Origin of the sequence: Microbacterium sp. ZW T5_56 (assembly GCF_044987425.1) — a bacterium.
In the GTDB taxonomy this organism is placed as follows: domain Bacteria; phylum Actinomycetota; class Actinomycetes; order Actinomycetales; family Microbacteriaceae; genus Microbacterium.
Genome location: NZ_JBJDRI010000016.1, coordinates 55,564 through 80,977, shown reverse-complemented (window position 1 = coordinate 80,977; position 25,414 = coordinate 55,564). Strand labels below are relative to the sequence as shown.

Genomic DNA, 25,414 nt, shown 5'->3' with positions numbered 1-25,414 from the left:
CGTAATCTCACGGGGGCTCCGTCCTTCGTCTGCTTGATGGTCAGTTCAGCGGAACCCCGTCGCCTGGGCCGATTCATCGGCCACACGGACGCCGAAGTGGTACGCCAGCTTCCCGCCCAGCCATCCCGAGACGCCGAGTGTGGCGAGAGCCACCAGACTCAGGACGAAGGTGGCCGCGAGAGGGAGCTCGGTGGCCACGCGCAGCACGAGGTCGATCACGAACAACACCACGACGACGAGGTTCAGCGTCATGTGGGTGATGGCGGTGCGGCGCGCGGGCGTGCCCGCTGCGAGTTGGGACAGGTCGATGAGGCCGAACACGGCGGCGAGCACGGCACCGATGAGGCCGATGATGATCAGCGTGTTCGCTCCGGCGGCGAAGACGGCGGGGTCGCGGGCGAAGAACGCGATCACGTCGAAGATGAGGCTGGCAAACCAGGCGCCGATCGGAATCGTGACGAATGCGGCGTGCAGCGGATGGCCGTAAGGGCCGGCCAACGCCGTGCGGGGGGTCTTGGAGCGCCGGTGCGCGTCCGGCGGAGCAGGAGTCGCAGTCATGCCACCAGTGCACGCCCCGCCCACGCGAAGGCGCAGGGGCTTGACCGTCCGGAACCACCGCGCTATGGCGATTCCATGTCGCTGCGGGCGAGCTCCATGCACGATCGTGAGACACCACATTGCCCTGTAGCACGCGGGAGCCCGGCGCGAAACCCCGAACCGGGTCGCGGGATCTGCCCGGTAGACCGGAGGCATGGAGCAGACGACTCGCTCGGAACAGGCAGTGAATACAGGTCCCCACGTGGACGACGCGCTCGGTCTCATCGCGTACGGCTACCGGCTGAGCGAGCGCGTATGGTCGCGCGTCAACCGCGGCTCCCGCGCCGCACCGATGCGTCTGTTGGGCAGCGACGCCATCCTGATTCGAGGCTCTGAGGGCGTGGACGCGTTCTACGACGAGGAGCGGGTCGCGCGTCATGGCGCGATGCCCGCCCCGGTGCAGGAGATCCTGTTCGGACACGGTTCTGTGCACAGTCTCGACGGGGAGGCACATCATCACCGCAAGGCCGCCTTCCTGGACGTGGCCTATGACGATGCGCAGGTGGATCGGTTCGCGCCTCTGGTCGAACAGGAGTGGCGCAACGAGCTGGAAGCCTGGCGGGACGGCGGCACGCGGTCGGCATACGATGCCGCGGTGGGCGCCTTCGGACGTGCCGCGATGCAGTGGGCAGGCGTTCCGGGAACGTCGGCCGCACGCACTCGGTGGGCCATGCGATTGGCGCAGATCGTCGACGGCTTCGGCACGCCGTACGCGCCGGGATTCGCGCTCGCCGCGATCAACCGCTGGTGGTCGGATCGTCATGCTGCGCGGCTGATCGCGGCGGTGCGGGCCGGGGAGCTTCGACCGGACGAGGGCACTGCCCTCCATGTCTGGGCTCACCATCGCGACGAGAACGGGAAGCTGCTGTCTGCGCAGCTCGCCGGCGTGGAGCTGCAGAACTCGATTCGTCCGATGGTCGCGGTGGCGCGATTCGTGGCCTTCGCCGCGCGAGAGCTGCACGATCACCCGACCTGGCGTGAACGCATCGCGGCCGAGACGCAGGCCGGCGGATCCCTGGGAGATGGAGCGCTTGCCACCGCATTCGCGCAGGAGGTGCGCCGCACCGCCCCGTTCGTTCCGATGCTCCCCGGATGGGCGTTGCGCGACACCGCGGTCGACGGACAGCGTGTCGCCGCCGGCGGACGCATCGTGCTCGACATCCTCGGCACCAACACCGATGCGGCATCCTGGGACGACCCGGCGGAGTTTCACCCGGAGCGATTCATCGGCGCGACCGACTTCGAGGCGATCCGCGCCTTCATTCCGCATGGCGGCGCGGACGTGGCGAGCGGACATCGGTGCCCGGGGGAGAAGCTCGCGATCACCGGACTGACCGTCGCCGTGGCGGCGCTCAGCGACCCGAGCGTGGCCATCTCCGATCACGGGCTCGGCGTGAACCTTCGTCGGCTCCCCACTCAACCGGCATCCGGTGGACGCATACGCCGATGCCCGATTCCGCGGGGGCGTGAGGGAGGGGCGGCGTGAAAGCGCTCACATGGCAGGGTCGTCGACACGTCACCGTGGAGACTGTGCCAGACCCGAAGATCATGACGCCCACCGACGCGATCATCCGCGTCACCTCGACGGCTGTCTGCGGCTCCGACCTGCACCTGTATGAACTTCTGGGCGCCTTCCTGGATCCTGGCGACATTCTCGGTCACGAGCCGATGGGTGTGGTGGTCGATGTCGGAAGCGAGGTGAGCACTGTGACCGTCGGTGATCGCGTCGTGGTGCCGTTCACCATCGCGTGCGGGAACTGCTTCTTCTGCCGCCACGGGCTGCAGTCGCAGTGTGAGACGACCCAGAACACCCACTATGAAACGGGGGCTTCCCTCTACGGCTACACCAAGCTCTACGGTCAGGTTCCCGGTGGGCAGGCCGAATTCCTGCGAGTCGCCCTCGCCGATGCCAACTGCATCCGTGTGGGAGCGGAACTGCCCGACGAGCGATACCTCTTCCTCAGCGACATTCTGCCCACCGCATGGCAGGGCGTCGTCTACGCCGAAGTTCCCGCAGGGGGAACTCTGCTCGTGATGGGACTCGGCACCGTGGGGCAACTCGCCGCACGACCATGGCGGGAATCGCGCAGCGCGGCGCGGCGATGTTGCCGAAAGCCGTGAGTCGCCCGTTGCTCTCTCACGCCGGCGTCGATCGACTCGCGTCGCTCTACGCGTCGATCGACGCGGTGCGCCGTGGCGGCACCGTCTCGCTGAGCGGGGTGTACGCGGGTGACGCGGATCTCCTGCCCATGAAGACGATGTTCGACAAGCAGATCTCGCTGCGCATGGGCCAGTGCAACGTGCGTCGGTGGACAGGGGAGCTGCTGCCCCTGGTCGAGGACGCCGAGGACCGCTGGGAGTGACCGATCTGGTGACGCATACGGCCCCGCTCGCGGAGGGTCCGCGACTCTACGAGACGTTTCAGAAGAAGGAGGACGGGTGCATCAAGGTGGTCCTCACTCCCTGATCGCCGCGGTCAGCAGTCGCAGCTGATCGCACCGCGCGGTGCCGTCAGCGGATCGATGGCGGATGCGAGAGCGCCCTGATCGTCCTCGGCCGGATAACCCTCGCGCACCCAGTACTCATAGCCACCGATCATTTCGCGCACCTGGTAGCCGAGTCTTGCGAACTCCAGCGCGGCGCGGGTCGAGCCGTTGCAGCCGGGGCCCCAGCAGTACACGACGACGGGGGTGTCGAGAGGAATCTCAGTCCGCGCTCTGGCGGCGATCTGCGCCGTGGGCAGGTGAATGGCGCCGGTGATTCGTCCCTGCGCCCACGCCTGATCGCCGCGTGAGTCGACGAGCACGAACATGGTGCTGTTCTGCTGGTCGGCCCGGACATCGGACGGGTCCGTCTCGAAGGTGAGCTTGCCGGCGAAGTGAGCGACGAGGACATCAGGGGAAACGGCTGTTGCGGTCATGCCGCCACGTTATTCGCGGCGTTGAGCCGAATCCAGGCCGGATTCGCGGCAGATCCCCTCGACCGACGGGATTTTCGTGGCAATCTGCTGCTATGGCCGTTGCTTCCCCTCTTGAGCCCGATAACGTCGATACCGCGATCCTCGTCGCCCTCCAGGAGAACGGTCGGCTGAGCGTTGCTGACCTGTCGCGACGCATCACGATGAGTCACAGCGCCACCGCCGAGCGACTGCGCCGGCTGGAGGAGAGCGGTGTGATCACAGGCTATGCCGCCACCGTGGATCCCGAGCGACTCGGGTACTCGATCCTGGCCTATCTGCGCTTACGGTATCCGAGCAGTGTCTACGAACCGCTGCACTCGCTGCTTGCCGAGATTCCCGAGGTGGTCGAGGCGCATCACGTCACCGGGGATGACTGCTTCATCATGAAGGTGCTCGCCACGAACATGAAGCACCTCGAGCAGATCAGCGGGCGAATCGGGACGCTGGGCAACGTCACGACGAGCGTGGCCTATTCGTCCCCGCTGCCCACTCGACCGGTCCTTCCGCCGCGCTGAAAAGACGTCACTGATCTGTCATCTCCCGAGGGATGACGCGGATCGCTGCATGCCCTATCGTGCGGCTATGGCATCGATTCTTCTCCCCGGCCATGTGGTGCGATTCGTTCCTCCTGGCTCCGATGAGCCGGCCCCGAGCACGCTTCCGATCGTGCGGCCGCTGCGCCGTTCGGCCCGGGTGATCATCGCGGTGCTGCTTGTCGCTGCCGCGGTGGTGGCGGCGGGATCGATCTTCCTGCTGTGGACCGAGCCGACCCCCGGTGTGTGGTTCTCCCTGCTGTTCACCGTCATGATCACGGGGCTGGTGACCGCGCTGGTGCTGGCCTACATCGGTGCCGTGCGTGACGGGCGTGCTCGTGCCGAAGCGCGCGACCTCTGGTCGCGCGCGCCGAAGCGTGCGGTGGAGCACGCACGGGTGATCGCGCGAGAGGTCTCCACGCAGGAGGACGGGCAGGTCGGCTCGTTCGAGGTGACCGTGCTGATGGACGGCGGCAACGAGGTGCGTGGTCGCTGGAGTCTGCCGACAGCGAGCAGCCGAGCGATCCTGCAGTCCCAGGTGCCGGTGATCGGCCAGCGCGTCCGGGTGTGGCGACTGGCCGCGGGGAGTGGGGACGGCGCGCACGTGATCGACGTTGTGGATCCGTCGGCGGCGTATCCCGCCAGCTGATCGCTAACTACCGCCGCGTGGTGCGAGGGGGCTGGAAACTGGGGATCGGGATCGGCTTCGTCGCGCGACTGCGCTCGGACGAGTCGGCGGATGCGGGCGCAGCGGGTTCGCTGGGGACCGGCGGCGAATCCCGGGGCAGATCGGAGTGAGGGGGCGAGGGGTTCATGACTGCACCCTAGGCAGGCTCAGGAACAGCCCGATACCGGCTTGCGGCGAACGGCTTTGCGAGGTAAACCCGCGCGCGTGCAGCGTGCGATCTCACCCGAGTTCGGGATCGGCGGACAGCCGGCCGGAAGCTGACCCAGGATTGAGCCAGCGTGGGGTGGGCGCTTACCGAAGGCCGGTCATCTCCACCAGCCGAGCCTCGTCCCGGCAGATCCAGCTTCTCGACGTCGCTGCCCGAGCCACCACGGCACCACCCCGCTGATTCGGTGCCGGGCGGCGTCGGATCAGCCGATCACGCCCGAAGCTGAGCCAGCGTGCGCGCCGTACTGAGCGCCGCCGTCGCCGCCTCGGCGCCCTTGTCCTCCTGCGAGCCGGGCAAGCCCGCGCGATCGAGTCCCTGCTTCTCGTCGTCCAGGGTGAGCACGCCGAAGCCCACGGGACGGCCGGCATCCAGCGCCACCCGCGTGAGGCCGTCGGTGGCGGCAGCGGAGACGAACTCGAAGTGCGGCGTGCCGCCACGGATGATCACCCCCAGCGCAACGACCGCGTCGGCACCTCCGGCGAAGGCCGCCTGCGCGGCAACGGGGAGCTCGAAGCTGCCGGACACCCGCACCAGCGCCCACTCGGCTCCGGCCCGGTCGAGCACGCGCGCCGCGCCCGCGATCAGCCCATCCGAGATCGTCGTATGCCAGCTTCCCGCGATCACCACGACACGCAGGCCCGTGCCGTCGACCTCCAGTTCGGGTCCGGTACCGCTCATGCTGCATGTCCCTTCAGGCTGTTCTCCGCTGCGTCCAGGAACTGGCGAAGCTCTTCGATGGTGATGACGGGGATGTTCTCGGCAGCGCCGAGTTCGAGCAGCTCGGCCAGTCGCATCATCTCGCCGTCGTCGCGCACGACCTCGGCGATCACGGCAACGGGGGAGAGACCCGCCAGACGCATGAGATCCACGGCGGCCTCGGTGTGGCCGGCGCGCTGGCGGACACCGCCGGCCACCGCGCGCAGCGGCAGGATGTGCCCGGGCCGGATGAGGTCCGCCGCCGTGGCACCGGGGTCGGACAGCGCGCGCAGCGTGCGAGCTCGATCGGTCGCACTGATCCCGGTCGTGACGCCGGCGGCAGCGTCGACGGACACCGTATAGGCCGTGCCGCGCGGATCCTGGCTGCGCTCCACCATGAGAGGAAGCTCGAGCCGATCGGCCAGTTCGGCCGGCAGTGGCGCGCACAGGTAGCCGCTGGTGTGACGGACCGTCCACGCGATCCATTCGGGGGTGGCGAGCTGGGCAGACAGAATCACATCGCCCTCGTTCTCGCGACCCTCATCGTCGGCGACCAGCACCGGTCGACCCGCACGCAGGGCGCTCAGCGCTGCCGGGATGCCGGTCATCGGGACACCCCGGCGAACTCCGCGAGGCGGGCGACGTGGCGGGCCAGGATGTCCGTCTCCAGATTCACGCGCGTGCCGGCTCGTGCGGCGCCCAGGGTCGTGGCCGCGATGGTCGCGGGAATCAACGACACCTCGAACCACCCGGCCGTCTCGGCTGCGGCGGACACGGCGGACACCGTGAGCGAGATGCCGTTGACGCAGATGGAGCCCTTGTCCACGACGAGCGGTGCGGCCTCGGAGGGCAGAGCGATGCGCACAACGCGCCAGTCGGGGTGATCGGTGACCGACAGCACCTCGGTGGTCTGCTCGACATGCCCCTGCACGATGTGCCCGCCCAGGCGAGCGTCCGCACGCAGCGCGCGCTCGAGATTGACGTGCGCGCCCGGAGCCCACTCGCCTGCCGTGGTCACGCGCAGGGTCTGCGGCATGGCCTCGACCTCGTACTCGTCGGCGGCGCCTGCCGGGGCGACGGCGACCACGGTGAGGCAGACGCCGTCGGTCGCGATGGATTCTCCGAGGCTCGCCGTGGCGGCAACCTCCGGGGCACGCACCGCGAATCGCACCACCTCGGGGCCCGCGGTGACGCGAACGATCTCGCCGATCTCCTCGATCAGTCCGGTGAACATGGTTCTCCTCTCCCGGACGCCTGCGGCTCCGGCTGTTGTCAGCCGTGTCCGGGTGCGCAAGAGGGAACGCGCGATCGCCGACGGCACGCTCAGCGCATCCATCTGCGACCCGTGCTGCCTCCCATCCGGACTCGGGTCATTCGCAAGCGAAGACCCATCACCGTCGGTCCCGGAATTTCACCGGGTCAACCGCAGAGGCAAGCCTCTGCGGGTCGCGGACTGTCACCGCCGGTTCGGATTCTCACCGACCCCGGAGCACGTGTGTCGCTTTGAGTGTAACCCCGTGCGCACACGGCGCGGCCCGTCGGGCTGGCACGACGTCACATATCGTCCGCATATCGAAAACCGCATACGACGGGGCAACACGGCTTTGTGTTCGCTGGATCCATGTCCTCATGCGTCTCTGAACTTGTCGTGCACGACGAGGCGATCCGAGAGAACACGGCCCGCTTCGCCGAGCTGACCGGCGGTCGGGTCATGGCCGTGCTGAAAGCCGACGCTTTCGGGCACGGATCGATCGCGGCGTCGGTGCTCGCCGCCGGGGCGTGCGCGATCGGCGTGACGTCGATCGCGGAGGCCCTCGCGTTGCGGGCGTCGGGGATCGATGCGCCGATCCTCAGCTGGCTGAACTCACCCGATGCCGACTTCGCCTTGGCGGTGACGGCGAAGATCGATCTCGCCGTGTCCGGTGCATACCTGCTGCACGCGGTCGCCCTGGCTGCGCGGGCCGTCGGGAGCGTGGCCCGCGTACACCTCCACGTCGATCTCGGAATCTCGCGTGACGGCTGCCCCGCCTCGGAGTGGGCGCAGCTGTGTGCGCTGGCTCACGGGTACGAGGTCGCCGGTGTCGTCCGTGTCGTCGGCGTGATGGGACACATGTCCTGCGCTGACGTGCCGGAGCATCCTCAGAATGCGCGTGAGCGCCTCATCTTCCGAAACGCCGTGCGCACGGCACGACGCCGCGCACTGGCACCCCGCCTGCTGCACCTGGCTGGCACCGCGGCCACGCTGACCGGTGTGGGAGCGGGGTTCGACATGCATCGAATCGGTGCGGGACTCTTCGGAATCGACCCCTCGCATTCCACAAGCTTTCTGCGCCCAGCGCTCACGCTGACGGCACCCGTGGTGTCTGCCCGTGACGCCGCGGCCGGTACGGGCGTCGGGTACGGGCACGACTTCGTCGCCGATCACGCGACGCATCTGGCGCTGCTGCCGATCGGGTACGGCGATGGCCTGCCGCGCGAAGCGTCCGGTCAAGCCGAGGTGCTTGCGCGTGGACGGCGTCGACCGATCGTCGGTCGATTCTCGATGGACATGCTCGTCGTCGATACCGGCGATGACCGCCTGGAACCGGGGGAGAGCGTGACGCTCTTCGGCCCGGGCGACGCCGGTGAGCCGACCGTGGCCGAGTGGGCTACCTGGTCCCACACCATCGAGCACGAGATCGTCACGCACGTGGGCAGCCGGGTGGCGCGCGTGCATCGCACCATCGAACGCGCGCACTGCGCGGAAGGAGTTCCATCATGAGAGTCGCTGTGATCGGCGGGGGCCGCAATGACGAGCACGTCGTGTCGCTGGCATCGGCGGCGGGGGTGTCGTACGCCGTGCAGTTGCTGGGGTGGGAGAGCGTGGCGCTCACCATCGATGACGCCGGTGCCTGGCGCGATCGGCATGGGGCGACGTTGTCCGCCGCGCGGGCGATCGCGCTGATGAGCGAGTGCGATGTCGCCTATCCCGCCCTGCACGGTGTGCACGGCGAGGACGGGGCCGTCGCCGGTCTGCTCGACCTGTGCAGCATCCCGTATGTCGGCTCGCCCGTGCGCGCGGGAGCGATCGGCATGGACAAGTGGCTCACCAAGCTCGTGGCTGCCGCGCTGGGCATCCGCACCGCGGCCGGAGTGCTGCTGACGCCCGATGCGCCCGCTGCCGTGGCGATGCCGCTGCCCGTCGTCGTCAAGCCCGCCTCCGGCGGTTCCAGCAACGGCGTCTCCGTCGTGACGGACAGCGCTCAGCTGCCGGACGCCATCGCCCATGCCCGGCAGTCGGGCGAGACCGTGCTCGTGGAGGAGTACGTGCGGGGGCGGGAGGTGGACATCGCGGTGTTCCGCGATGCGACGGGTCGGCTGCGTCTGGGATCCACTCTCGAGATCGGCGTGGAAGACGGCGGCGTCTTCGGCCGTGATGCCAAGTACGACGGCACGGCGCGGTTCACTCTCCCGGCGGAGATCTCGTCGGCAGAGGACGCCGCGATCCGCGCGGTCGCATCATCACTGTACGAGGCGATGGGGTGCAGCGGTGTGGCGCGATTCGACTTCTTCGTCACCGATACGGGGCCCGTGCTCAACGAGGTCAACACGTCGCCGGGCATGACCGAGCAGTCCCAGGTGCCGCGCATGTTCGCGGCGGTCGGCGTGGAGTACCCGCAGCTGATCGCCGAACTGGTCGCGGCCGCACATGTCACGGAGCCGATCGGCATCCCGGCATGATGTCGCCCGGTCACGGGCGCCTCGGATGGGCGGACGCGCTGAAGGGTGCGCTGATCCTGCTCGTCGTCTTCTGGCATGTCGTGCTGAAGACGTACCTGCAGGTGGACTGGCGCATCGGCATCCCGATTCCCGGGGTGTGGGGGCTGCTCAGCGACCTCATCTGGCCCTTCCTCATGCCCCTGTTCCTGCTGGTGTCCGGAGTGTTCGCCGCTGACGCGCTCTCGCGTCCATGGGCGCGTGTCCTTCGGCCACGGGTGCTGCGCTTTGTCTACCTGTATCTGCTGTGGACCCTGATCCACACGGCGGCGATGTGGGCGTTCCCCGACTTTCCGACGTTCGTGCCGCGGGGTGTGGGTGAGTTCCTGGAGGCCATCACGATCAGTCCGCCGAACACCTGGTATCTCTCCGCGCTCGCGCTGTACTTCCTGCTGGCGCGTGCGGTGCGCGGGGTGCCGATCTGGGCGGTGCTTGTTCCCGCCGTCGCGCTGTCGGTGCTCGTGGCTGCGGGCCTCATCGACGTGGTGAGCAATCGCGGTTCGATGCTCTACAACGTGGCATTCTTCCTCATCGGTGCGCGATTCGCGCCGGCGATCCTCGACTTCACCGCTCGGCCGCACCCGAAGGTCGCGCTGTTCCTGGTGGTCGGCTACGGATTCCTCTACGCCGGCATGCGTCTGCTCGATGCGGCGACGGTGCCGGGCGTCTGGCCCGTGCTATCTGTGGTGGGCGTGGCGATGGGGCTTTCACTGGCACCGATGCTCCCGAGAGTCCCGATGATCGGCGGATGGCTGGTGCGTCTCGGCCGACACACGCTGCCGGTATACCTGCTGCACATGCCGATCCTGGTGCTCGTCGACGCCCTCATCGTCGGTGCGGTGTCGGACGGACACCGAGTCGTTCAGCTGGTCGCGGCGGTGCTGCTCCCAGTGCTGCTGACCGTCGGGATCACGGCGGTCAGTGCGCTGCTCGGCTCCTGGATCGAGAAGGACGGTCCTCGCTGGCTGTTCGATCTGCCCACGCGCAACGTCGGTGCTGGACGCATCCCTTGGCGCGTGGTCGGAAGCGCGGCGGTACTGAGCGCGGTCGGGGTGGTCGCCGTCGCGGCCTCCGCACTCCCGGCACCGCCCGCGGCGCTGCCACAGGTCGCCGCGCAGCGAGCCGGCGAGGTGAGCATCGGCGCGGTCGGAGACGTCCTCGTCTATGACACCGGGCACCGGGTCCCGGATGATCGCGGGCTCGGTCACTTCGATGCGGTGCGTCCGTGGTTCACCGAGGACCTGGTGACCGGCAACCTGGAGCAGGCGGTCACGGACGACACCGGATACGACAAGTGCGGCGGTCAGGGGGAGTGCCTGTCGTTTCGCAGTGATCCCGATGTCGTCGGGGCGCTGGCGGGCTTCGACCTGCTGAATCTGGCGAACAACCACTCGCGTGACTATGGCGACGCGGGGTTCGCGAACACTCGGGACGCCCTCGCTGACGTCGGCATCCGCACGGTTGGGGAGCGTGATGAGATCGCCTGGACCACCGTGGGTGACACCGTCGTCGCCGTCGTGGGGTTCGCGCCGTACGACGGGTTCAATCGGCTGACCGATCTCCGTCATGTGCGCGCTGTCGTTCGTGCGGCTGCGGCGAAGGCCGACATCGTGCTCGTGCACGCCCACATGGGGGCTGAGGGACCGGGCGCCGACATCGTGCGTCCCGGCACCGAGACGATGTACGGCGAGAACCGTGGTGATCCCGTGGCGTTCGCTCACGCGGCGATCGACGCGGGTGCCGATGTCGTGATCGGACACGGCCCCCACGTGTTGCGAGGCATGGAGGAGTACCGCGGCCGGATCATCGCTTACAGTCTGGGTAACTTCGGGGGTGGGGGTGTGTTCGGTGCCGAAGAGGAGACCCGGCGCGGTGCGTACCTGAGCCTGCGACTGCGGACCGACGGTGCTCTGATCGCGGGGACACTGGAATCTGTGCGGTTCGAGCAGGAGGACGGCGTGCCGGTGCCGGACGCGTCACATGCGGCGGCGCGGGTGATGGACGAGCGCGGCGCACGGGACTTCGGCGATCGTGCCATCCATGTGGACAGCGAGGGGAATCTGGTGATGCCCTAGTCCGCGCGCGGCGCGGGCAGCCCAGTGAGGAGCGTCCCGCGCCGCGAACGGCAGCGTCAGCCGTCCGCCGCCAGCTTCTGGAGTGCGGACAGCAGCTCCTCGCTGGTGTGCGTCTCCTGATCAAGGTTCGCCTGCAGCAGGGTCACGGCCTCAGAAGCACCCAGAGCAGTGAGCGGCACGATCAACGACGTATAGGCGGCGATCTCATAGTGCTCGTTGCCCAGCGCCGCACTGAGCGCGACGCGATCACGGAGCTTTGGAGCCGACCGCTCGATGAGAGAGCCCGCCTGCTTCGAGATGCCCTTCGTGCTCGGCGACGGCGATGTGCTCTGCCTCAGGTCAAGAACCTGGAACACCTTGCCGAGGTTCTCGATCTGCTCGCGCGTCTCGTCCGCGTGATGACGGAAGAGCTTCTTGATCTCGCTCGAGCGCGCTGCGCCGGCGAGCTCTTCCACCGCGGCCAGCGAATCGTTCTCCATCGTGAGCGCCGTACGCAACTGGAAGTGGATGAGCTGGTCGGGGGTGTCGAGTGTCTGCTGGACCATGGTCCTCCCTTTCGTCAGGTCTCTGACGCTAGGAGCACCCCGCGCGCACGGCACGGGGGTTGACGATGGTCTGTCCAGAAGGCTAGAGACGGCCGGGCGGTCGCCCGCCCGGCCGTCCTGTTACAGGGTGCGAAGCAGCTCCCGCATCTCGGCGATCTCGGTGCTCTGATCATCGACCACCTGCTGCGCCAGCTCGCGCACCTCGGCCGACTGCGCCGCATCCAATGCGGTCTGCGCCATCTCGATCGCTCCCTCATGATGAGCGATCATCTGCTCCACGAACAACCGCCCCGCCTCCGCCCCCGGAGCAGCCTCCAAGCGGGCGAGGTCATCGTCGGAGAGCATCCCCGACATGCCGTGGTGCATGCCGCCCATATCGCCGGACGCGGTGTCGGACGGTACGCCCCACGCGGACAACCAGCCCTGCATTCGCTCGATCTCCGGGCCCTGCGCCTGCGAGATCCGTTCCGCCAGCGCCGCCACGCGCGGGTCAACGTCGACCTTGCCCGCGATGATGTCGGCCATCTGGACCGCCTGCTGGTGATGCGGGATCATCATCGTCGCGAACATGACGTCCGCGGCTCCGATCGATGAACTCGCGCTCGCGGACGGTGTGGGCGTGGCGGATGGGGTGGCCGTGCAGCCGACGAGGGCCAGGGCAAGGGTGAGCGCGCTGATTCCGAGCGCGACGATGTGCTTCTTCATGTTTCGGTTCCTATCTGAGTCGGTGTGAGTGAGTGAGAGCGGGCGTGAGACAGCCCGGTCGCACTCACGTCCGACTGATGGACAGAACGACGAGAGACGGGCGCGGGGGAGGGATCTCGCGGGCGGTCAGTTCCGCACCAACGCGGTACAGGGCCAGCGGGGCGATCGCCACAGTCGCGGCGGGGGCGCTGATCGGCGTCCCGACGCTCAGCAGCGCCGGCACGCAATCCGAGTCTCCGGCGGGGTGAGACGAAGGCGTGGCGGTGCCGTGTGCGCGCGATCCGACAGCGTGTGCGGCCCCGGCGGAGACGTCGGTGGGTTGTGCGCTCGCGGCGGCCATGCTGGCGTGCGCTGCCGCCCCCGGGGTGGTGGCGTGGGCCGCGTGGTCTCGGGACAGCGCATGCATCCCGAGGATCCCGATGACGGTCAGCAGCACGAGGACGGGCAGCGCTGGCCGAAGCCAGCGGAGCAACGCGGTGCTCACATCGCCTCCTCGCTGTGGCCTTGACAGGAATATCACCCGTGTGGGGATAGTTGATGATAGCAGTACCCCCTACGGGTATGCGGCACACCGTGTGCCTCCGATCGGCTCGTTCTGCCGGTCATGAGCCGAAGGAGTGGACATGAACCACGCCGAGCACCGTGCATCGGATTCCGTCGAACCGGACCAGACCGGAGCTGACCGATCGCGCACTGGTCACGAAGAGCACGCGGGTCACGCGGGCCATGGCGATCACGCGGACCACGCAGGTCACGCAGGTCACGAGGACCACGCAGGTCACGCAGGTCACGCCGATCACGCGGGCCACGCGGGTCACGCGAGCCATGGAGATCACGTCGGACAGTTCCGGCGATTGTTCTGGATCATGCTGGTGCTTGCCGTGCCGACGGTGGCGCTGTCGGCCATGTTCGCCATGATCCTCGGCTACACCCTCCCCAGCATCCCGGGGCTCGCGTGGGTGTCGCCCATCCTCGGCACGGTGATGTACGTCTGGGGTGGCAAGCCGTTCCTCTCGGGAGCCGTCGCCGAGATCCGTGCTCGTCGTCCGGGCATGATGCTCCTCATCGCCCTGGCGATCACGGTGGCGTTCGTCGCTTCGTGGGGCGCCAGCCTCGGACTCCTCCACCACGAACTCGACTTCTGGTGGGAGCTCGCGCTTCTGATCGTCATCATGCTGCTCGGGCACTGGATCGAGATGCGTTCGCTGGCGCAGACGACCTCCGCGCTCGACTCCCTGGCAGCGCTGCTGCCCGATGAGGCGGAGCGTGTCGAAGGCGACGAGATCGTGCGCATCGCACCGACCGACCTTCGCGTGGACGACATCGTGATCGTCCGACCCGGCGGCAGCGTGCCGGCCGACGGTCGTGTCGTCGAGGGTCACGCGTCGATGGACGAGTCGATGGTCACGGGGGAGTCCCGCACCGTGGAGCGCGGCGTCGGCGACGTCGTCACAGCCGGAACCGTGGCCACCGACTCCGGGCTGCGGATCCAGATCACCGCCACCGGCGACGACACCACGCTCGCCGGGATCCAGCGCCTGGTGACCGAAGCACGGAACTCGTCATCGCGAGCACAGCGGCTCGCCGACACGGCGGCCGGGTGGCTGTTCTGGTTCGCGCTCGGGGCCGCCGCGATCACAGCGATCGTCTGGACTCTGCTGGGGCGTGGTGATGACGCCGTCATCCGCACGATCACGGTGCTGGTGATCGCGTGCCCGCACGCGCTCGGTCTGGCAATCCCGCTGGTGGTCTCCATCGCCACCGAGCGCGCGGCGCGCGCCGGTGTGCTGGTGAAGGACCGCCTCGCCCTCGAGACCATGCGCACGGTGGACGCTGTTCTCTTCGACAAGACGGGAACGCTGACGCGCGGCGAGCCGGTCGTGACGGATGTGGAGCTGGTCGGCGGAGTGACCGAGGACGAGGTGCTCGCACTGGCGGCGGCGGCGGAGACGACGAGTGAGCACCCGCTGGCGCGTGCCATCGTGCACGCGGCGCAGGGGCGAGGTTTGACGGTGCCGGCTTCGCGCGACTTCGCCTCGTCGCCCGCCGTCGGAGTCTCCGTCTCGGTCGCCGACTCGACGATCCGCGTCGGCGGGCCGCATCTGCTCACCGAAGAGAGCGCGACAGAGCTTCCCGTGGCTGAGAGCTGGCGCTCGGATGGCGCGATCATCCTCCACGTGTTGCGCGACGGCGCCGTCATCGGCGCACTGAAGCTGGCGGACGAGGTGCGTCCGGAGTCGCGTGAGGCGGTAGTAGCACTGCAGTCGCAGGGCATCGAGGTCGTGATGATCACAGGTGATGCGGAAGCTGTGGCCCGCACGGTGGCTCACGAGCTCGGGGTCGAGCGCGTGTTCGCCGGGGTGCGTCCCGAGGACAAAGCAGCGAAGGTGCAGGAACTGCAGCGCGAGGGTCGCCGCGTGGCGATGGTCGGCGACGGTGTGAACGACGCGCCCGCTCTCGCGCAGGCGGATGTGGGCCTGGCGATCGGTGCCGGAACCGATGTCGCCATCGCATCCGCTGGGGTGATTCTGGCGGGCGATGATCCGCGTTCGGTGCTCTCGGTGATCGAGCTCTCACGGGCTTCCTACCGCAAGATGAGGCAGAACCTGTGGTGGGCGGCCGGCTACAACCTGATCTCCGTGCCGTTGGCGGCAGGTGTGCTCGCGCCGATCGGCTTCGTGCTCCCGATGTCGGTGGGCGCGATCCTGATGTCGCTGTCGACCATCGTGGTGGCACTGAATGCGCAGCTGCTGCGCCGTCTGGACCTGCGTCCGGAGCGCGTCGCCCGCGCCGTCCTTGACCGCTGACCATCCCCGGCCGCGGCTTATGCCGTGACCGGGGCCGCTGTGTCAATCCCCGCGGCGAAAGTCTTTTACTTGCCGCACACTTCAGCAACGGCTCGCTCTCACGGAGCGGCGGGGGCTCGAAGGAGGGCGAAGGATGAACGACGGGGTCCACCAGCTGGTTCTGGAGTCATTGGATGAATCAACCTGGCGGCTGAGTGATCGCGCCGTGCCTCGGGGCAACGCAGATGCGATCCTCGGATGCGTCGAGCGAATGGGCGACGGCGTGTATGAGGTGATCTGGCTGCTCGGCGGTCTGTCGAAACAGCAGTTCTCGTCCCTGGAGTCGGTGCTCCTCGCCGGAGTGGCACGCATTCACGGAGCGGCTGCGGAGGCGACGATTGTGCATCACATCTGACCGACACAGCAACAGGCGAGGGACGACGCCATGCGTCGTCCCTCGCTCCGTGTCGATGGTGCATCTCAGTGCTGGCCACCCGTGCGGCCGGCCTCGCTCGGGTCGGCACCGCCTTCGGATCCGAACTGCCCGCCGCTGGCTTCGCCGCCGCGGCGGCCGGCCTCACGGGGGTCGGCACCGTTCTCGGCACCGAACTTGCCGGTACTGGCCTCGCCGCCGCGCCGACCCGCCTCGTGCGGATCCGCGCCGTTCTCGGCACCGAACTTGCCGGTGCTCGCCTCGCCGCCCTTGCGGGCCTGCTCCTGAGTATCAGAGCGGTTTCCGAACTGTCCTTCGTTCTCGCGATCAGCCATGATGATTCCTTTCCTCGCCCTGGTGGGCGGATTCAGGGAGACTGGTTTCGTGCCGGAAGTCCGGCTGGTGTCTCCGTGCTTCCATGCAAGGCGTTCGCGAGGCGAAACCGGAGGGGGTTCACAAGGTGGAGCGTCGGTGAAACAATCTGCCGCTGCCGCTGTTTGGCCGACGGTTAGACGGCCCTGATCTCCGCTGTCAAGGCCCTGCATTCCGGCCCTCCAGCCGACCTACTCTGCCGGCATGACTGACCGACTGACCGACCCCAGGACCAAGTACACGACGGGCGGATTCGCCGCAGACGACCAGGATCAGCCCGGCCTCACCGGTGACACGGTGCCACGTCCCGATCACGGCGAGAGCAGCTATCGCGGCTCCGATCGCCTGCGCGGACGTCGCGCGCTGATCACCGGCGGTGACTCCGGCATCGGACGCGCCGTGGCGATCGCGTTTGCGCGCGAGGGCGCGGACGTCGCGATCAACTACCTCCCCGAAGAGGAAGAGGACGCCCGTAGGACTCAGAAGCACATCGAGGACGCCGGCGTGACCGCCGTTCTGCTGCCGGCCGACATCACGACAGAAGAGGCCGCGACGAGAGTCGTCGAAGACGCTCGAGCCGCGCTCGGCGGCATCGACATCCTCGTCCTCAACGCGGCCTACCAGAAGCAGCGAGACGACGACGCGGCGATCGAGACGAGCGAATTCGATCGGGTCATGCACACGAACCTCTACGCCCCGTTCTGGATGGCGCGCACGGCGCTGCCGGAGATGGAACCCGGTTCGTCCGTGATCGTCACGACATCGATCCAGGCGTTCTCGCCGTCGCCGGGCCTGCTCGATTACGCCATGACGAAGGCCGCGCTTGCCGCGTTCGTGCAGGCGCTGGCGCAGCAGCAGGGTCCGTCCGGCATCCGGGTGAACGGCGTGGCGCCGGGCCCGATCTGGACGCCGCTGATCCCGGCGACCGGCTGGCCGGACAAGCTGCCGAAGTTCGGGCAGGACACGCCGCTCGGTCGGGCCGGACAGCCCGCGGAGCTGGCCGGGGCGTACGTATACCTGGCGTCGGAGGACGCGTCTTACGTGTCTGGCACGATTCTGGCCGTGACGGGCGGCAAGCACCTGTAACGGCAATCGGCAATGAGCGGAGGGTGGGGCTGCACAGCGGCTGCCCCACCCTCCGTGTATGTCCGCTGGGGATCGTCAGTCGACGATCTCGCGCTGTGTACGGATGAACTCCGCATCCGCCGGCTCCAGTCGTGCCTCCTCGGGAACGACCGTTCCGGTGATGTCGGCGATCTCGTCGCGCACCCGTGCAGGGATGGCCTCGTCATCCAGGGCCCGAAGCGCGTGCTTCGCCTGAATCGACAGACTCGGCCACCATTCGTGGATCTCGGGAGTCATGCCTGTACCTCCTGCCTCGCGAGCGGAGTTGTCGCCTTGTTGGCGGGCCATTCGTTGCCCGCGGCTGACGGTTCGTGGAACGGCTCGGCCGTGAGGCGGATGCCACCCGTCGAGTGAGCTGAGTGGGCGAGTTGATCAATCCACTCGGGGCTGATGTCCGCCGGGTTCGGGTCGTCGAACACGAACCGCAGCGGGATCGACGGGTGCAGCCACAGGGTGCTGCGCCCGCCGGGCTGACCCTCCGGGTGAACCCAGGACAGCGTGAAGCTCTCGCCCCGGCGCAGTTTCGCCGTCAACACGAGTTTCAGGTGGGCAAGTGTCCGATCCTCGATCTCGATCGGTGCGGCGGGGCCGCCGTAGAAGAGAACACCCATGATCAGCCTCTCATCGTTCGAATCGTGCCTGTGCTGGCGCCGGAGTTCTGCGGCTCTGGCACCAGGTGCAGGCCCGTGGGGGAGTTCGCGGTGTAGGTGAGGGCGTCGAGCCATTCGGGGTTCAGCTGCGGGCGTCGGCTCCCGCTGAAGCGATACACCACGGGAATCGACGCGTGCATCCACACGCTTGTGCGTCCGTCGCCGAGACTGGCGTCCTCACGCCAGGTGAAATGGAACGCCTCGCCGCGACGCAGCTTGGTTCCAATGACCATCTGCAGGTGGGCAAGCGCTCGGTCCTCGATGTCGACTTTGGCGCTGTCTGAATAGAAGAACTTACCCATAAGTGCTCCTCGATCCGTTGGGGGGTTGGCCGTCTTTCTGACGAATGACGAACTGTTTCCACGGTGGCACACCGTCCTCGACCCAGCCAGAGGGGAGGCGCGATCTGCGGCGTGTGCATGGCACAAAACGCTGGTCGGTGCGAGAACTCAGGAACCCTGAGAATATTCACATGATCAGGAGGAAACGACGAAGCGGGCGCGGTCCGAAGACCGCGCCCGCTTCGTCTTGACGTGCTTACTGGTTGATGCCCTTGAGCGATCCGGTGATCTTCGAGAGGTCGTCCGCGTATGCCACGCAGTCCACCTCCCGGTCGCTGCCCTGCGTCCACGACTCGGTGGTCGGGGTGATCGGGTACCACTCGTACTTGGAGGTCGCGGAGTCGAGACCGATGTAGGTCGCGAACTCCGCCTCACACTTCTCGGAGGCGGCGGCTGCGATCGCGTCGTCGCCCGGGAAATCGGTGCCCTCCATGTCGAAGAGGAAGTACACCTCTTCGTCGTGCTCCTGGTCACACGGCACAGCCGGAACCTCGGTGATCGTGGTGGCCTCCTGCGCGAGCAGGCAGTCACCGATCTTGAGGCTGAAGGCGTCCTGCTGGCCGGCCTCAGTGATCTCGCCGTCTTCGTCGCGCGTGGCGCTCGGTGCGAACATGCTGCAGCCGGTCAGGCTGACAGCGGCGGCGATGGCGAATGCTGCGGCCAGAGTGCGGCGCGCTGCGGTGGTCTTCATGCGTTCTCCCCACGAGATGTTGGAGCGCACCATCCGGGACAGAGAGTGCGCGTGCAGAACACCGGGTGCGAGTCCGGCGAATGAAAAAATGTTACCTGAGCGTCCGCCCAGAGCGGTAATCACTGACGGCGCTCATTTGTGCATTACGACTCGAAACCGTCGACTCCGGGCGTCCAACTGGTCACCGTGCGACCCCAACCGCGCTTCTTTGCGATCTTCTGCACGCTCTTCCAGTCACCGTCGTCGATGCGGTCCACGTACAGCACGCCGTCCAGGTGGTCGAACTCGTGCTGCATGATCCGCGCCCGCCAGCCGCTGACATCGATGCTGACCGGTGTACCGGCGAGGTCAATGCCCGTGACGCGGACGCGATCCGAACGACGAAGGGGGAATCGCTCGCCCGGAACAGAGAGGCATCCCTCGGATTCCTCGTCGGGATCCGGTGCGCCCGGTTCCGGCGACACCATCCACAGCTCGGGGTTGATGATCTCGCCGCGCCAGGGCTGGCCTTCGTCGTCCTCGTAGGAATAGACGTAGATGCGTAGCGCCACCCCGACCTGGGGAGCGGCGAGCCCGACGCCGGGGGCGAGGTCCATCGTCTCGAACATGTCGGCGACGAGGGTGCGAACGTCATCGGTGATCTCGCCGACGGGGGAAGCGGGGGCATGGAGGACGGGATCGCCCATGATGCGAATCGGAAGTACGGCCACGTCAGAAGCCTAGTCCGCGGCACCGAGCAGGTAGGCTCAGGGGGTGATGTGGGGGACTGTTGCGGCCGCGCCAGACGTCAACGACCTCATTGGCTTCCTGCAGAACCCGAAGATCCTGTTGGGAATCCCGCTCGCTCTCGCCGGAGCCGTGTTCATGTCGCTGGGCACGCAATACCAGCATCGCGGTGTTTCCAAGGTCGAGAAGCTCAGCGGCCAGGACGCCGCCGGGGGACTCAGCCGCGGCCAGCTCGCTCAGCTGTTGACTCGTCCTTCCTGGATCGTCGGCACGCTGATGCTGGGCCTCGCGATCGTCTGTCAGCTGGCCGCCATCTGGCTTGCACCGCTCATCGTGGTGCAGCCGCTCGGCGCCGTCGCGCTCGTGATCACGACACTGCTGAACGCGCGGATCACGGGGTTCACGCCGACCCGACGATCGTTGATCGCCATCGGTCTGTGCGTGGGCGGCACATTCCTCTTCGTCTTCCTGGCCGCGATGTATGCCGAGGACAAGCCCGTCACGGATGGTCAGCTCGGAACCGTTCTGAGCATCCTCCTGGTGGTCATCATCGTGCTCGGCGGGTTGTGGGTGCTGTTGCGCAACCGCATGAAGGCCCTGTTCTACATCATGGGCGCCGGCATCATCTACGGCTTCGTGGCCACACTGGCGAAGGTCGTGCTGAAGCGCATTCAGGAGCAGGATTTCGAGTGGCTCACGCTGGTGTGCCTGATCGCGCTCGTGGCGGGAACGTTGCTGGGCGGCTACTTCGTGCAGACTGCGCACGCCTCCGGTCCGCCCGACCTCGTCATCGCGGGGCTGACCGTTGTGGACCCGATCGTCGCGGTGCTGATCGGCCTACTGGTGCTCGGTGAGGCGACGTCGGCTCCCACGTGGATCTACGTCGGTTTCGGTATCGCCGGCGCGATCGCCACGCTCGGGGTGGTCGCACTCACCCGATACCATCCGCAGGTGATCGAGGAGAGCCAGGAGCTGCCGATCCCGCGAGGCAGCAGTGATCCTGCCGGCGACTCTCGACTGGTTCCGCCGCCAACCGGACCGACCGTGTCGTTCGATGCGCCGGATGCGGCTGATCTGCCGAGCACCGATGACCTCATCGCGAACGCGTCAGATCCCGGGATCGCCGCGGACCCCGCGCCGCGTCCGGTCGCCGGATCCCACGACCGACCCTTCTCCAACCCCGATCGCTGAGCGGCGACCCGGTAGGCTGGTCGCATACGGGGCGGTGGCCAAGCTGGTTAAGGCAGTGGGCTCATAACCCAACGATTCGCGGGTTCAAGTCCCGCCCGCCCTACCGTTTATCCCTCTGGAACAGCGTAATTCCGCGGTGCTCGGAAGGGTGGCAATGTCGCAGCAGTTAGCTGGAATCGGCAATGTGTCCATAAATAGTCCACTTATTGCCCCGTCAGACCCCCTTCACGGAAGGGTGTACGGGGTTCTACGGGCAGACCATGCACACGGACGGGATGCAGCCGCGCATGTGGTGGGTATGAGCGCTGACACCATGCCTGACCTGATGACGACCGAGCAGCTCGCTGAATACCTGCAGATCCCGGTTCGCACCCTCGAAGACTGGCGCAGCCCGCGTCGCAAGACGGGCCCCCGGTGGATCCGATTGGGTAAGCGAATCCAGTACCGCCGCGCCACCGTCGACGCCTGGCTGGAAAGCCAGGAGACCGCAGACGACCCAGTCCAGGACGTCGCCTGATGGCTGGACGCCCGGCCCTGGGCGTCGGCGAGCTCGGATCAGTGAAGTGCGTTGAGGTCAACGGACGCTTCCGAGGCCGCGCTCGAACCCGCGGCGCAGCAGGTATCGTTCGCCGGCTGACAGCTACGTCGACGTCACCAGAGAAGGTCGAACAGCTTCTCCAGGAGCAAGCGGACGAACTGGCCATCGCAGTGAGGGTGGTTGACGGCGACAGCGAGCTGGGGACCTTCCTCGCCCTGTGGCTCGAGGATCGACAGGAGGAAGTGAAAATCCAGTCGATGCGGGTCTACCGGTCGACTGCCGAGTACCTGACAGGCACCATCGGTGCGATCCCTGTCAAAGAGCTCACGCCCGCTCGGCTCAAAGGCATCCTGAAAGAGATCGGCAAGACCCGAGATCTTCATCAGGTTCGAACCGCCCTCAACGGCGCGCTCGGAATCGCTGTGGAGCTGGACGCGATCCTCCACAACCCGATCGCGAGCCTGCGGCGAAAGAAGCCTCGCCGCGGACGCCCGAAAGCCCTCTCCGTCGCCCAGGTATGGGTCCTTCGAGAGGTGATCCTTGAGCGTGAGGCAGGTGTCGCGAAGCATGGCGGCCCGGCCGGCGCCAGGATCCTCCGCTGGGTCGTCGAGCTCATGCTCGCATCCGGCCTGCGCATCTCCGAGGTGTGTGCGCTGCGGAACATGGACGTCGATCTGCAGGCGGGGACAATCGCCATCACCGGGACCATGATCGAGGACGAGCACTACATCCTCATCAGGCAAGACGAACTGAAGGCCCGCGATCAGGCACGAATCATCAAGCTCCCGCAGTACGGATGCCGAACCCTCCAAGAAGCACGTTCGGCGCAAGAGACCATCCCAAGCCGACTGCCGCAGTCCCCAGCCCTGCACGGTCGACGAGGAAACACGCTGGATCCACGGAAGGTCAGGAAGGCCCTGATCAAGCTTCGCGAGCATCCGCGCCTCGTCGAAGCTCTCGCCGTCACCGGCCTCAAGCCCACGGACCTCACGCCGCACCTGCTCCGCCGCACCGCCGCCACCCTGGTCGCAGCCGCCTCCGGGAACATCATCGACGCGCAGGAGCTGCTCGGACACGCACACGCAAGCACCACCAAGCAGGCTTACCTCGGAGAGGCGTTCTTCACAGTAGGTTCTGCCCAGGTCCTGGATGAGATCCTGGGCGAGCGCGCAGCCCAGTAGCCACACCCGTCACGCGGGCAATTCCTGTTACCGCTGACGACTGGCGATGCCGAGAGTGTCCGCGGCGTACAGCGCGTCCCGGGTTCCGTGGATGAGTTCGGCCACGTTGAGCCTCGAACGGTTGTTGGCGAACGATCCAGACCCTGCGGCGTAACCGGTGCGCGCCGCGAGCTCGTCGACACTGAGAGGTTCCGGATACACCTCAAGGAGCGCACTGAGCATTGCCGCTTGCGCCTTCGGCAGCTTCGCGAGCCACCATTCAACGAGCGCCTGACCAGACGGCAGCGGTTCGAAGCCGCCGTTGACGTCGAGCACCGTCAAGCCCTCCGGCGTGACAGAGATGGCCTGCGCTCCACCGACGATCAGCCCCCGGGTGCGAAGACCGCTGGCCCTGCCCGACGGGTTCACCCCTCACCCGATGCCATGGGTGCAGGCCGGGTCTGAGGCGCGGCAGCCGTGGGAGGGGCTCACTCTGTCGACCGCGGCGAAGGGGCGGTGGCCGAACCAGGTGTACCCGATCATCGTCGACCGCTCGACAAGGCGAGTGGTCGATGTGGGCGCGTCGCTGCAGGACCTCCTGGATGCCGGCGAGGAATTCGACCCGTACACCTATCCCTCTGACACAGGATGACGTTCGTGGGGAGGAGACCGTCGCACTGTGGCCGGTGACTCGTCACGGCAAGGAGTGCTCCTGGCGTCTTTCGCGGGCGGCATTCGTTGCCGCGCTCGGACGAGGGCACGTGAAAGTGGACCCGACGCACATGCCCGGCAACCCGAATCCGTTCAGCGTGAAGTATCTCCCTGCCGGCGCTGCGAAGCGGATCGACTCCGGAGAAATCGAGGTGCTCGGCGCCGACGCGAATGGTGCCCTCGTCCTGCGTTCGGCTGTACCGGTTTCGGCGGAGATCCCGACGATCTGGAGCCGGAAGGAGCATCACACCGCGAAGGGGACTGCTCGGCTCACCGCGCTCATCGGCCGACACCAGTTCCCGTATCCGAAACCTGTCCCGCTCATCCTCGACATCCTCACCGCGCTTGCCGGCGGTCGGCCTGATGCCGTGATCCTCGACCCATTCGCAGGCTCCGGCACGACGCTGGAGGCCGTAGCCGAGCTGAACGCCGCCGACGGCGGCGAACGCCGTGCGGTCCTCATCACCAGCGATGAGGGTGGCGTGCATGAGCTCGTGACGCTGCCTCGGGTGCGCGCGGTCGCCGCGGAGCACGCGCTGAGCGTGGAGCTGCTGACAGCGCGATAGCCGCGCATGTGTTCACTGAGCCTGGCGTGACAGCGGGTGTCACGCTAGGCTCAGTGATGGAGGTGGTGGCATGGGCAACGACATCGAAGCTCTGCAGACGGTCGCGCGCGCCCCGCTGAGAACGCTGCGCCCGCAGGACCTCGACCACATTCTCACGCACCCGCGGCGGACACTCGTCCGCTTGACTGACAACGGCGCGCTCACGCGCATCGCGAAGGGGATCTACACTGCGCCGCCCAATGGGCACGACGGACGAACGTGGAAACCCACGCTAGAAGCCGCAGGCCTCGCCGCCGGCACCGCGCGATTCGGCAACCGCAATGCGATCCTGATGGGCATCGGTGCCGCGCGCCACTGGGCCGCGATTCCGCGCGCGATCGGCGTCACCACTATCGCCGTTCCCGAGGCAGGCCGAGGACCCGTGGACCTCGACCATGGTGGGACCGTTCACTTCATCCCGCGAAACCTCGACAGGATCGATGCGGTGCTCGAGCGAACCGAGCTTGGTCCAGCGCTCGTGGCCACGCCGGCGCAGACGCTGTTTGACCTGGCCATGAAGCCAATGCAGGGCGGCATGCCCGACGAAGCTGCAGCCGCGATCAAGAATCTGCTCGCGGTGGTCACGGCCAAGGACCTGAGGAAGATCATGAGCAGGCACACTCGAGCCAATGCCACGCTCCGCGCAGCCTTGGACACCTTGGAACGTGAGGGCCGGCATGGCTGAGCGAGCCCGACAGTACCGCCGCGATCGCGCCGGGCAGTTCGCCCGCACCTCCAACAGCCCGCCAGAAGGTGTGCTCCGCCGGCCGGTGCGTGGCGTACTCGACGCGACGGAGCAAGTTGCCGTCCAGGATGCCTTCGGCGTCGGCCCCGAGCAGGTCCTCCGAGACCACGCCATCTCCCACACACTCGCGGCGATCTCTACGATCGCCATTGAAGATGTTGTGTTCTTCCGCGGCACCGCGCTATCGCGCACTCAACTCCCCGATCTGAGGCTGTCCGACGACATCGACCTGATCGCCCTCGGCAACCGGCGCTCTGTGGCCGAGCACATCGAGTCCGCGATCGAAAGCGAACTTGGCCGGTCGCTCGGCACCGCCACGTTCGAGCCGCCCCTCAGCGAGACCAAGGGGTCAGAGCCGTCAGTGCTCACCGTCGGCGGCTCCCGACTGCAGATTCAGCTCCTGCGTGGCGTTGAGCAGCCGGCGTGGCCGTCCGAGGTGATCGACATCGAGCAGCGCTACAGTGACGCCCCACCGGCGCGGCTCCGCGTGCTCACACCCGCAGCGCAGGTCGCGGCGAAGCTCGCCGCCTGGCACGACCGGGCAGCGCCGCGCGACATCTACGACCTCTGGGCACTCG

30 protein-coding genes, 1 tRNA gene, 3 pseudogenes and 1 riboswitch are annotated in these 25,414 nt (G+C 67.5%); of the genes and pseudogenes, 18 read left to right on the top strand and 16 right to left on the bottom strand.

The window, feature by feature from the left end:
* Nucleotides 1-45: 45 nt before the first annotated feature.
* Nucleotides 46-558, bottom strand: coding sequence for a DUF2231 domain-containing protein (locus ACI3KU_RS09830; RefSeq protein ID WP_404922131.1), 513 nt, complete (start codon nt 556-558; stop codon nt 46-48).
* 223 nt (nt 559-781) lie between these two features.
* Here ACI3KU_RS09830 and ACI3KU_RS09825 point away from each other — a divergent pair, with 223 nt between their 5' ends.
* A complete protein-coding gene (locus ACI3KU_RS09825; RefSeq protein WP_404922130.1) occupies nt 782-2,083 on the top strand; it encodes a cytochrome P450 in 1,302 nt (433 codons plus the stop codon).
* Nucleotides 2,080-3,064 (top strand): annotated as a pseudogene (locus ACI3KU_RS09820) (alcohol dehydrogenase catalytic domain-containing protein). The gene ACI3KU_RS09825 and the pseudogene ACI3KU_RS09820 overlap by 4 nt, the downstream one beginning before the upstream one ends.
* A 9-nt stretch (nt 3,065-3,073) precedes the next feature.
* Here the strand turns inward: ACI3KU_RS09820 and ACI3KU_RS09815 are convergent.
* On the bottom strand, nt 3,074-3,517 hold the full coding sequence (locus tag ACI3KU_RS09815; protein WP_404922129.1) for a rhodanese-like domain-containing protein: 444 nt from the start codon (nt 3,515-3,517) through the stop codon (nt 3,074-3,076).
* 92 nt (nt 3,518-3,609) lie between these two features.
* On the opposite strand from ACI3KU_RS09815, the gene ACI3KU_RS09810 reads away from it, so the two are divergent.
* Together ACI3KU_RS09810 and ACI3KU_RS09805 are read left to right on the top strand one after the other, a co-directional pair.
* Nucleotides 3,610-4,071: an Lrp/AsnC family transcriptional regulator gene (locus ACI3KU_RS09810; RefSeq protein ID WP_404922128.1), complete on the top strand. Its 462-nt coding sequence runs from the start codon at nt 3,610-3,612 to the stop codon at nt 4,069-4,071.
* A 67-nt stretch (nt 4,072-4,138) separates the two neighbouring features.
* Entirely contained in the window at nt 4,139-4,738 is a 600-nt protein-coding gene (locus ACI3KU_RS09805; protein WP_404922127.1) for a hypothetical protein, read from the top strand.
* Between the two features lie 457 nt (nt 4,739-5,195).
* On the opposite strand, the gene ribH is transcribed toward ACI3KU_RS09805, so the two are convergent.
* The 3 genes and pseudogenes from ribH to ACI3KU_RS09790 all read right to left on the bottom strand — a co-directional run bounded on the left by ribH (nt 5,196) and on the right by ACI3KU_RS09790 (nt 6,915).
* The gene (gene ribH / locus ACI3KU_RS09800) at nt 5,196-5,663 is read right to left on the bottom strand and encodes a 6,7-dimethyl-8-ribityllumazine synthase (RefSeq protein WP_404922126.1); all 468 of its coding nucleotides are present in this window, start codon (nt 5,661-5,663) and stop codon (nt 5,196-5,198) included.
* A 29-nt stretch (nt 5,664-5,692) separates the two neighbouring features.
* A pseudogene (ribB, locus tag ACI3KU_RS09795) lies at nt 5,693-6,289 on the bottom strand (3,4-dihydroxy-2-butanone-4-phosphate synthase); the annotation flags it as partial.
* A complete protein-coding gene (locus ACI3KU_RS09790; RefSeq protein WP_404922125.1) occupies nt 6,286-6,915 on the bottom strand; it encodes a riboflavin synthase in 630 nt (209 codons plus the stop codon). The gene ACI3KU_RS09790 and the pseudogene ribB, both read right to left, overlap by 4 nt.
* Nucleotides 6,916-7,022: 107 nt before the next feature.
* A riboswitch (FMN riboswitch) is annotated at nt 7,023-7,178 on the bottom strand.
* Nucleotides 7,179-7,302: 124 nt separating this feature from the next.
* Between ACI3KU_RS09790 and alr the strand changes: the two genes are divergently transcribed.
* Genes alr through ACI3KU_RS09775 form a run of 3 tightly spaced genes read left to right on the top strand, consistent with a single transcriptional unit; the run spans nt 7,303 to nt 11,512 of the window.
* Nucleotides 7,303-8,442 (top strand): alanine racemase, encoded by a 1,140-nt coding sequence (alr, locus tag ACI3KU_RS09785; RefSeq protein ID WP_404922124.1) that lies wholly within the window; start codon nt 7,303-7,305, stop codon nt 8,440-8,442.
* A complete protein-coding gene (locus ACI3KU_RS09780) occupies nt 8,439-9,401 on the top strand; it encodes a D-alanine--D-alanine ligase (RefSeq protein ID WP_404922123.1) in 963 nt (320 codons plus the stop codon). The genes alr and ACI3KU_RS09780 overlap by 4 nt, the downstream gene beginning before the upstream one ends.
* Nucleotides 9,398-11,512 carry a CapA family protein gene (locus ACI3KU_RS09775; RefSeq protein ID WP_404922122.1) on the top strand — a complete coding sequence of 705 codons (2,115 nt, stop codon included), beginning with the start codon at nt 9,398-9,400 and terminating at the stop codon, nt 11,510-11,512. Before ACI3KU_RS09780 ends, ACI3KU_RS09775 begins: the two co-directional genes overlap by 4 nt.
* Nucleotides 11,513-11,568: 56 nt before the next feature.
* Here the strand turns inward: ACI3KU_RS09775 and ACI3KU_RS09770 are convergent, their stop codons facing one another.
* The 4 genes from ACI3KU_RS09770 to ACI3KU_RS09755 form a co-directional block, all read right to left on the bottom strand.
* The gene (locus ACI3KU_RS09770; protein WP_404922121.1) at nt 11,569-12,057 is read right to left on the bottom strand and encodes a ferritin-like domain-containing protein; all 489 of its coding nucleotides are present in this window, start codon (nt 12,055-12,057) and stop codon (nt 11,569-11,571) included.
* A 120-nt stretch (nt 12,058-12,177) separates the two neighbouring features.
* Nucleotides 12,178-12,762 carry a DUF305 domain-containing protein gene (locus ACI3KU_RS09765; protein ID WP_404922120.1) on the bottom strand — a complete coding sequence of 195 codons (585 nt, stop codon included), beginning with the start codon at nt 12,760-12,762 and terminating at the stop codon, nt 12,178-12,180.
* 64 nt (nt 12,763-12,826) lie between these two features.
* Entirely contained in the window at nt 12,827-13,246 is a 420-nt protein-coding gene (locus tag ACI3KU_RS09760) for a DUF6153 family protein (RefSeq protein WP_404922119.1), read from the bottom strand.
* A gap of 118 nt (nt 13,247-13,364) precedes the next feature.
* On the bottom strand, nt 13,365-13,589 hold the full coding sequence (locus tag ACI3KU_RS09755) for a hypothetical protein (protein ID WP_404922118.1): 225 nt from the start codon (nt 13,587-13,589) through the stop codon (nt 13,365-13,367).
* A 39-nt stretch (nt 13,590-13,628) separates the two neighbouring features.
* Here ACI3KU_RS09755 and ACI3KU_RS09750 point away from each other — a divergent pair, with 39 nt between their 5' ends.
* Nucleotides 13,629-15,569, top strand: coding sequence for a heavy metal translocating P-type ATPase (locus ACI3KU_RS09750; RefSeq protein ID WP_404922117.1), 1,941 nt, complete (start codon nt 13,629-13,631; stop codon nt 15,567-15,569).
* 133 nt (nt 15,570-15,702) lie between these two features.
* Complete coding sequence (locus ACI3KU_RS09745; RefSeq protein WP_404922116.1) at nt 15,703-15,963, top strand: hypothetical protein; 261 nt, start codon at nt 15,703-15,705, stop codon at nt 15,961-15,963.
* Between the two features lie 65 nt (nt 15,964-16,028).
* Here ACI3KU_RS09745 and ACI3KU_RS09740 read toward each other — a convergent pair whose 3' ends face one another.
* Nucleotides 16,029-16,316: a stress protein gene (locus ACI3KU_RS09740; protein WP_404922115.1), complete on the bottom strand. Its 288-nt coding sequence runs from the start codon at nt 16,314-16,316 to the stop codon at nt 16,029-16,031.
* A gap of 241 nt (nt 16,317-16,557) precedes the next feature.
* Here ACI3KU_RS09740 and ACI3KU_RS09735 point away from each other — a divergent pair, with 241 nt between their 5' ends.
* Nucleotides 16,558-17,439, top strand: coding sequence for an SDR family oxidoreductase (locus tag ACI3KU_RS09735; protein ID WP_404922114.1), 882 nt, complete (start codon nt 16,558-16,560; stop codon nt 17,437-17,439).
* Between the two features lie 75 nt (nt 17,440-17,514).
* Here the strand turns inward: ACI3KU_RS09735 and ACI3KU_RS09730 are convergent, their stop codons facing one another.
* The 5 genes from ACI3KU_RS09730 to def all read right to left on the bottom strand — a co-directional run bounded on the left by ACI3KU_RS09730 (nt 17,515) and on the right by def (nt 19,870).
* On the bottom strand, nt 17,515-17,715 hold the full coding sequence (locus tag ACI3KU_RS09730) for a hypothetical protein (RefSeq protein ID WP_404922113.1): 201 nt from the start codon (nt 17,713-17,715) through the stop codon (nt 17,515-17,517).
* The gene (locus ACI3KU_RS09725) at nt 17,712-18,089 is read right to left on the bottom strand and encodes a hypothetical protein (protein ID WP_404922112.1); all 378 of its coding nucleotides are present in this window, start codon (nt 18,087-18,089) and stop codon (nt 17,712-17,714) included. The genes ACI3KU_RS09730 and ACI3KU_RS09725 overlap by 4 nt, the downstream gene beginning before the upstream one ends.
* Before the next feature lie 2 nt (nt 18,090-18,091).
* Nucleotides 18,092-18,430 (bottom strand): ATP-dependent DNA ligase, encoded by a 339-nt coding sequence (locus ACI3KU_RS09720; protein WP_404922111.1) that lies wholly within the window; start codon nt 18,428-18,430, stop codon nt 18,092-18,094.
* Nucleotides 18,431-18,665: 235 nt separating this feature from the next.
* On the bottom strand, nt 18,666-19,160 hold the full coding sequence (locus ACI3KU_RS09715) for a septum formation family protein (RefSeq protein ID WP_404922110.1): 495 nt from the start codon (nt 19,158-19,160) through the stop codon (nt 18,666-18,668).
* A 143-nt stretch (nt 19,161-19,303) separates the two neighbouring features.
* The gene (def, locus tag ACI3KU_RS09710) at nt 19,304-19,870 is read right to left on the bottom strand and encodes a peptide deformylase (RefSeq protein ID WP_404922109.1); all 567 of its coding nucleotides are present in this window, start codon (nt 19,868-19,870) and stop codon (nt 19,304-19,306) included.
* Nucleotides 19,871-19,916: 46 nt separating this feature from the next.
* Here def and ACI3KU_RS09705 point away from each other — a divergent pair, with 46 nt between their 5' ends.
* The 4 genes from ACI3KU_RS09705 (at nt 19,917) to xerC (ending at nt 22,796) form a co-directional block, all read left to right on the top strand.
* Complete coding sequence (locus ACI3KU_RS09705) at nt 19,917-21,077, top strand: DMT family transporter (protein WP_404922139.1); 1,161 nt, start codon at nt 19,917-19,919, stop codon at nt 21,075-21,077.
* Nucleotides 21,078-21,105: 28 nt separating this feature from the next.
* Nucleotides 21,106-21,180: transfer RNA gene (locus tag ACI3KU_RS09700), tRNA-Ile, on the top strand.
* 195 nt (nt 21,181-21,375) lie between these two features.
* Complete coding sequence (locus tag ACI3KU_RS09695; protein ID WP_404922108.1) at nt 21,376-21,594, top strand: helix-turn-helix domain-containing protein; 219 nt, start codon at nt 21,376-21,378, stop codon at nt 21,592-21,594.
* Nucleotides 21,594-22,796: a tyrosine recombinase XerC gene (xerC, locus tag ACI3KU_RS09690; protein WP_404922107.1), complete on the top strand. Its 1,203-nt coding sequence runs from the start codon at nt 21,594-21,596 to the stop codon at nt 22,794-22,796. Before ACI3KU_RS09695 ends, xerC begins: the two co-directional genes overlap by 1 nt.
* Before the next feature lie 27 nt (nt 22,797-22,823).
* On the opposite strand, the gene ACI3KU_RS09685 is transcribed toward xerC, so the two are convergent.
* Complete coding sequence (locus ACI3KU_RS09685) at nt 22,824-23,204, bottom strand: hypothetical protein (protein WP_404922106.1); 381 nt, start codon at nt 23,202-23,204, stop codon at nt 22,824-22,826.
* 10 nt (nt 23,205-23,214) lie between these two features.
* Between ACI3KU_RS09685 and ACI3KU_RS09680 the strand changes: the two genes are divergently transcribed.
* The 4 genes and pseudogenes from ACI3KU_RS09680 to ACI3KU_RS09665 form a co-directional block, all read left to right on the top strand.
* Entirely contained in the window at nt 23,215-23,427 is a 213-nt protein-coding gene (locus tag ACI3KU_RS09680) for a hypothetical protein (RefSeq protein WP_404922105.1), read from the top strand.
* 109 nt (nt 23,428-23,536) lie between these two features.
* On the top strand, nt 23,537-24,052 hold the full coding sequence (locus ACI3KU_RS09675) for a DNA methyltransferase (RefSeq protein ID WP_404922104.1): 516 nt from the start codon (nt 23,537-23,539) through the stop codon (nt 24,050-24,052).
* Nucleotides 24,053-24,122: 70 nt separating this feature from the next.
* Nucleotides 24,123-24,776, top strand: coding sequence for a type IV toxin-antitoxin system AbiEi family antitoxin (locus tag ACI3KU_RS09670; RefSeq protein WP_404922103.1), 654 nt, complete (start codon nt 24,123-24,125; stop codon nt 24,774-24,776).
* Nucleotides 24,721-25,395, top strand: a pseudogene (locus ACI3KU_RS09665) (nucleotidyl transferase AbiEii/AbiGii toxin family protein); the annotation flags it as partial. The gene ACI3KU_RS09670 and the pseudogene ACI3KU_RS09665, both read left to right, overlap by 56 nt.
* Between the last annotated feature and the right edge of the window lie 19 nt (nt 25,396-25,414).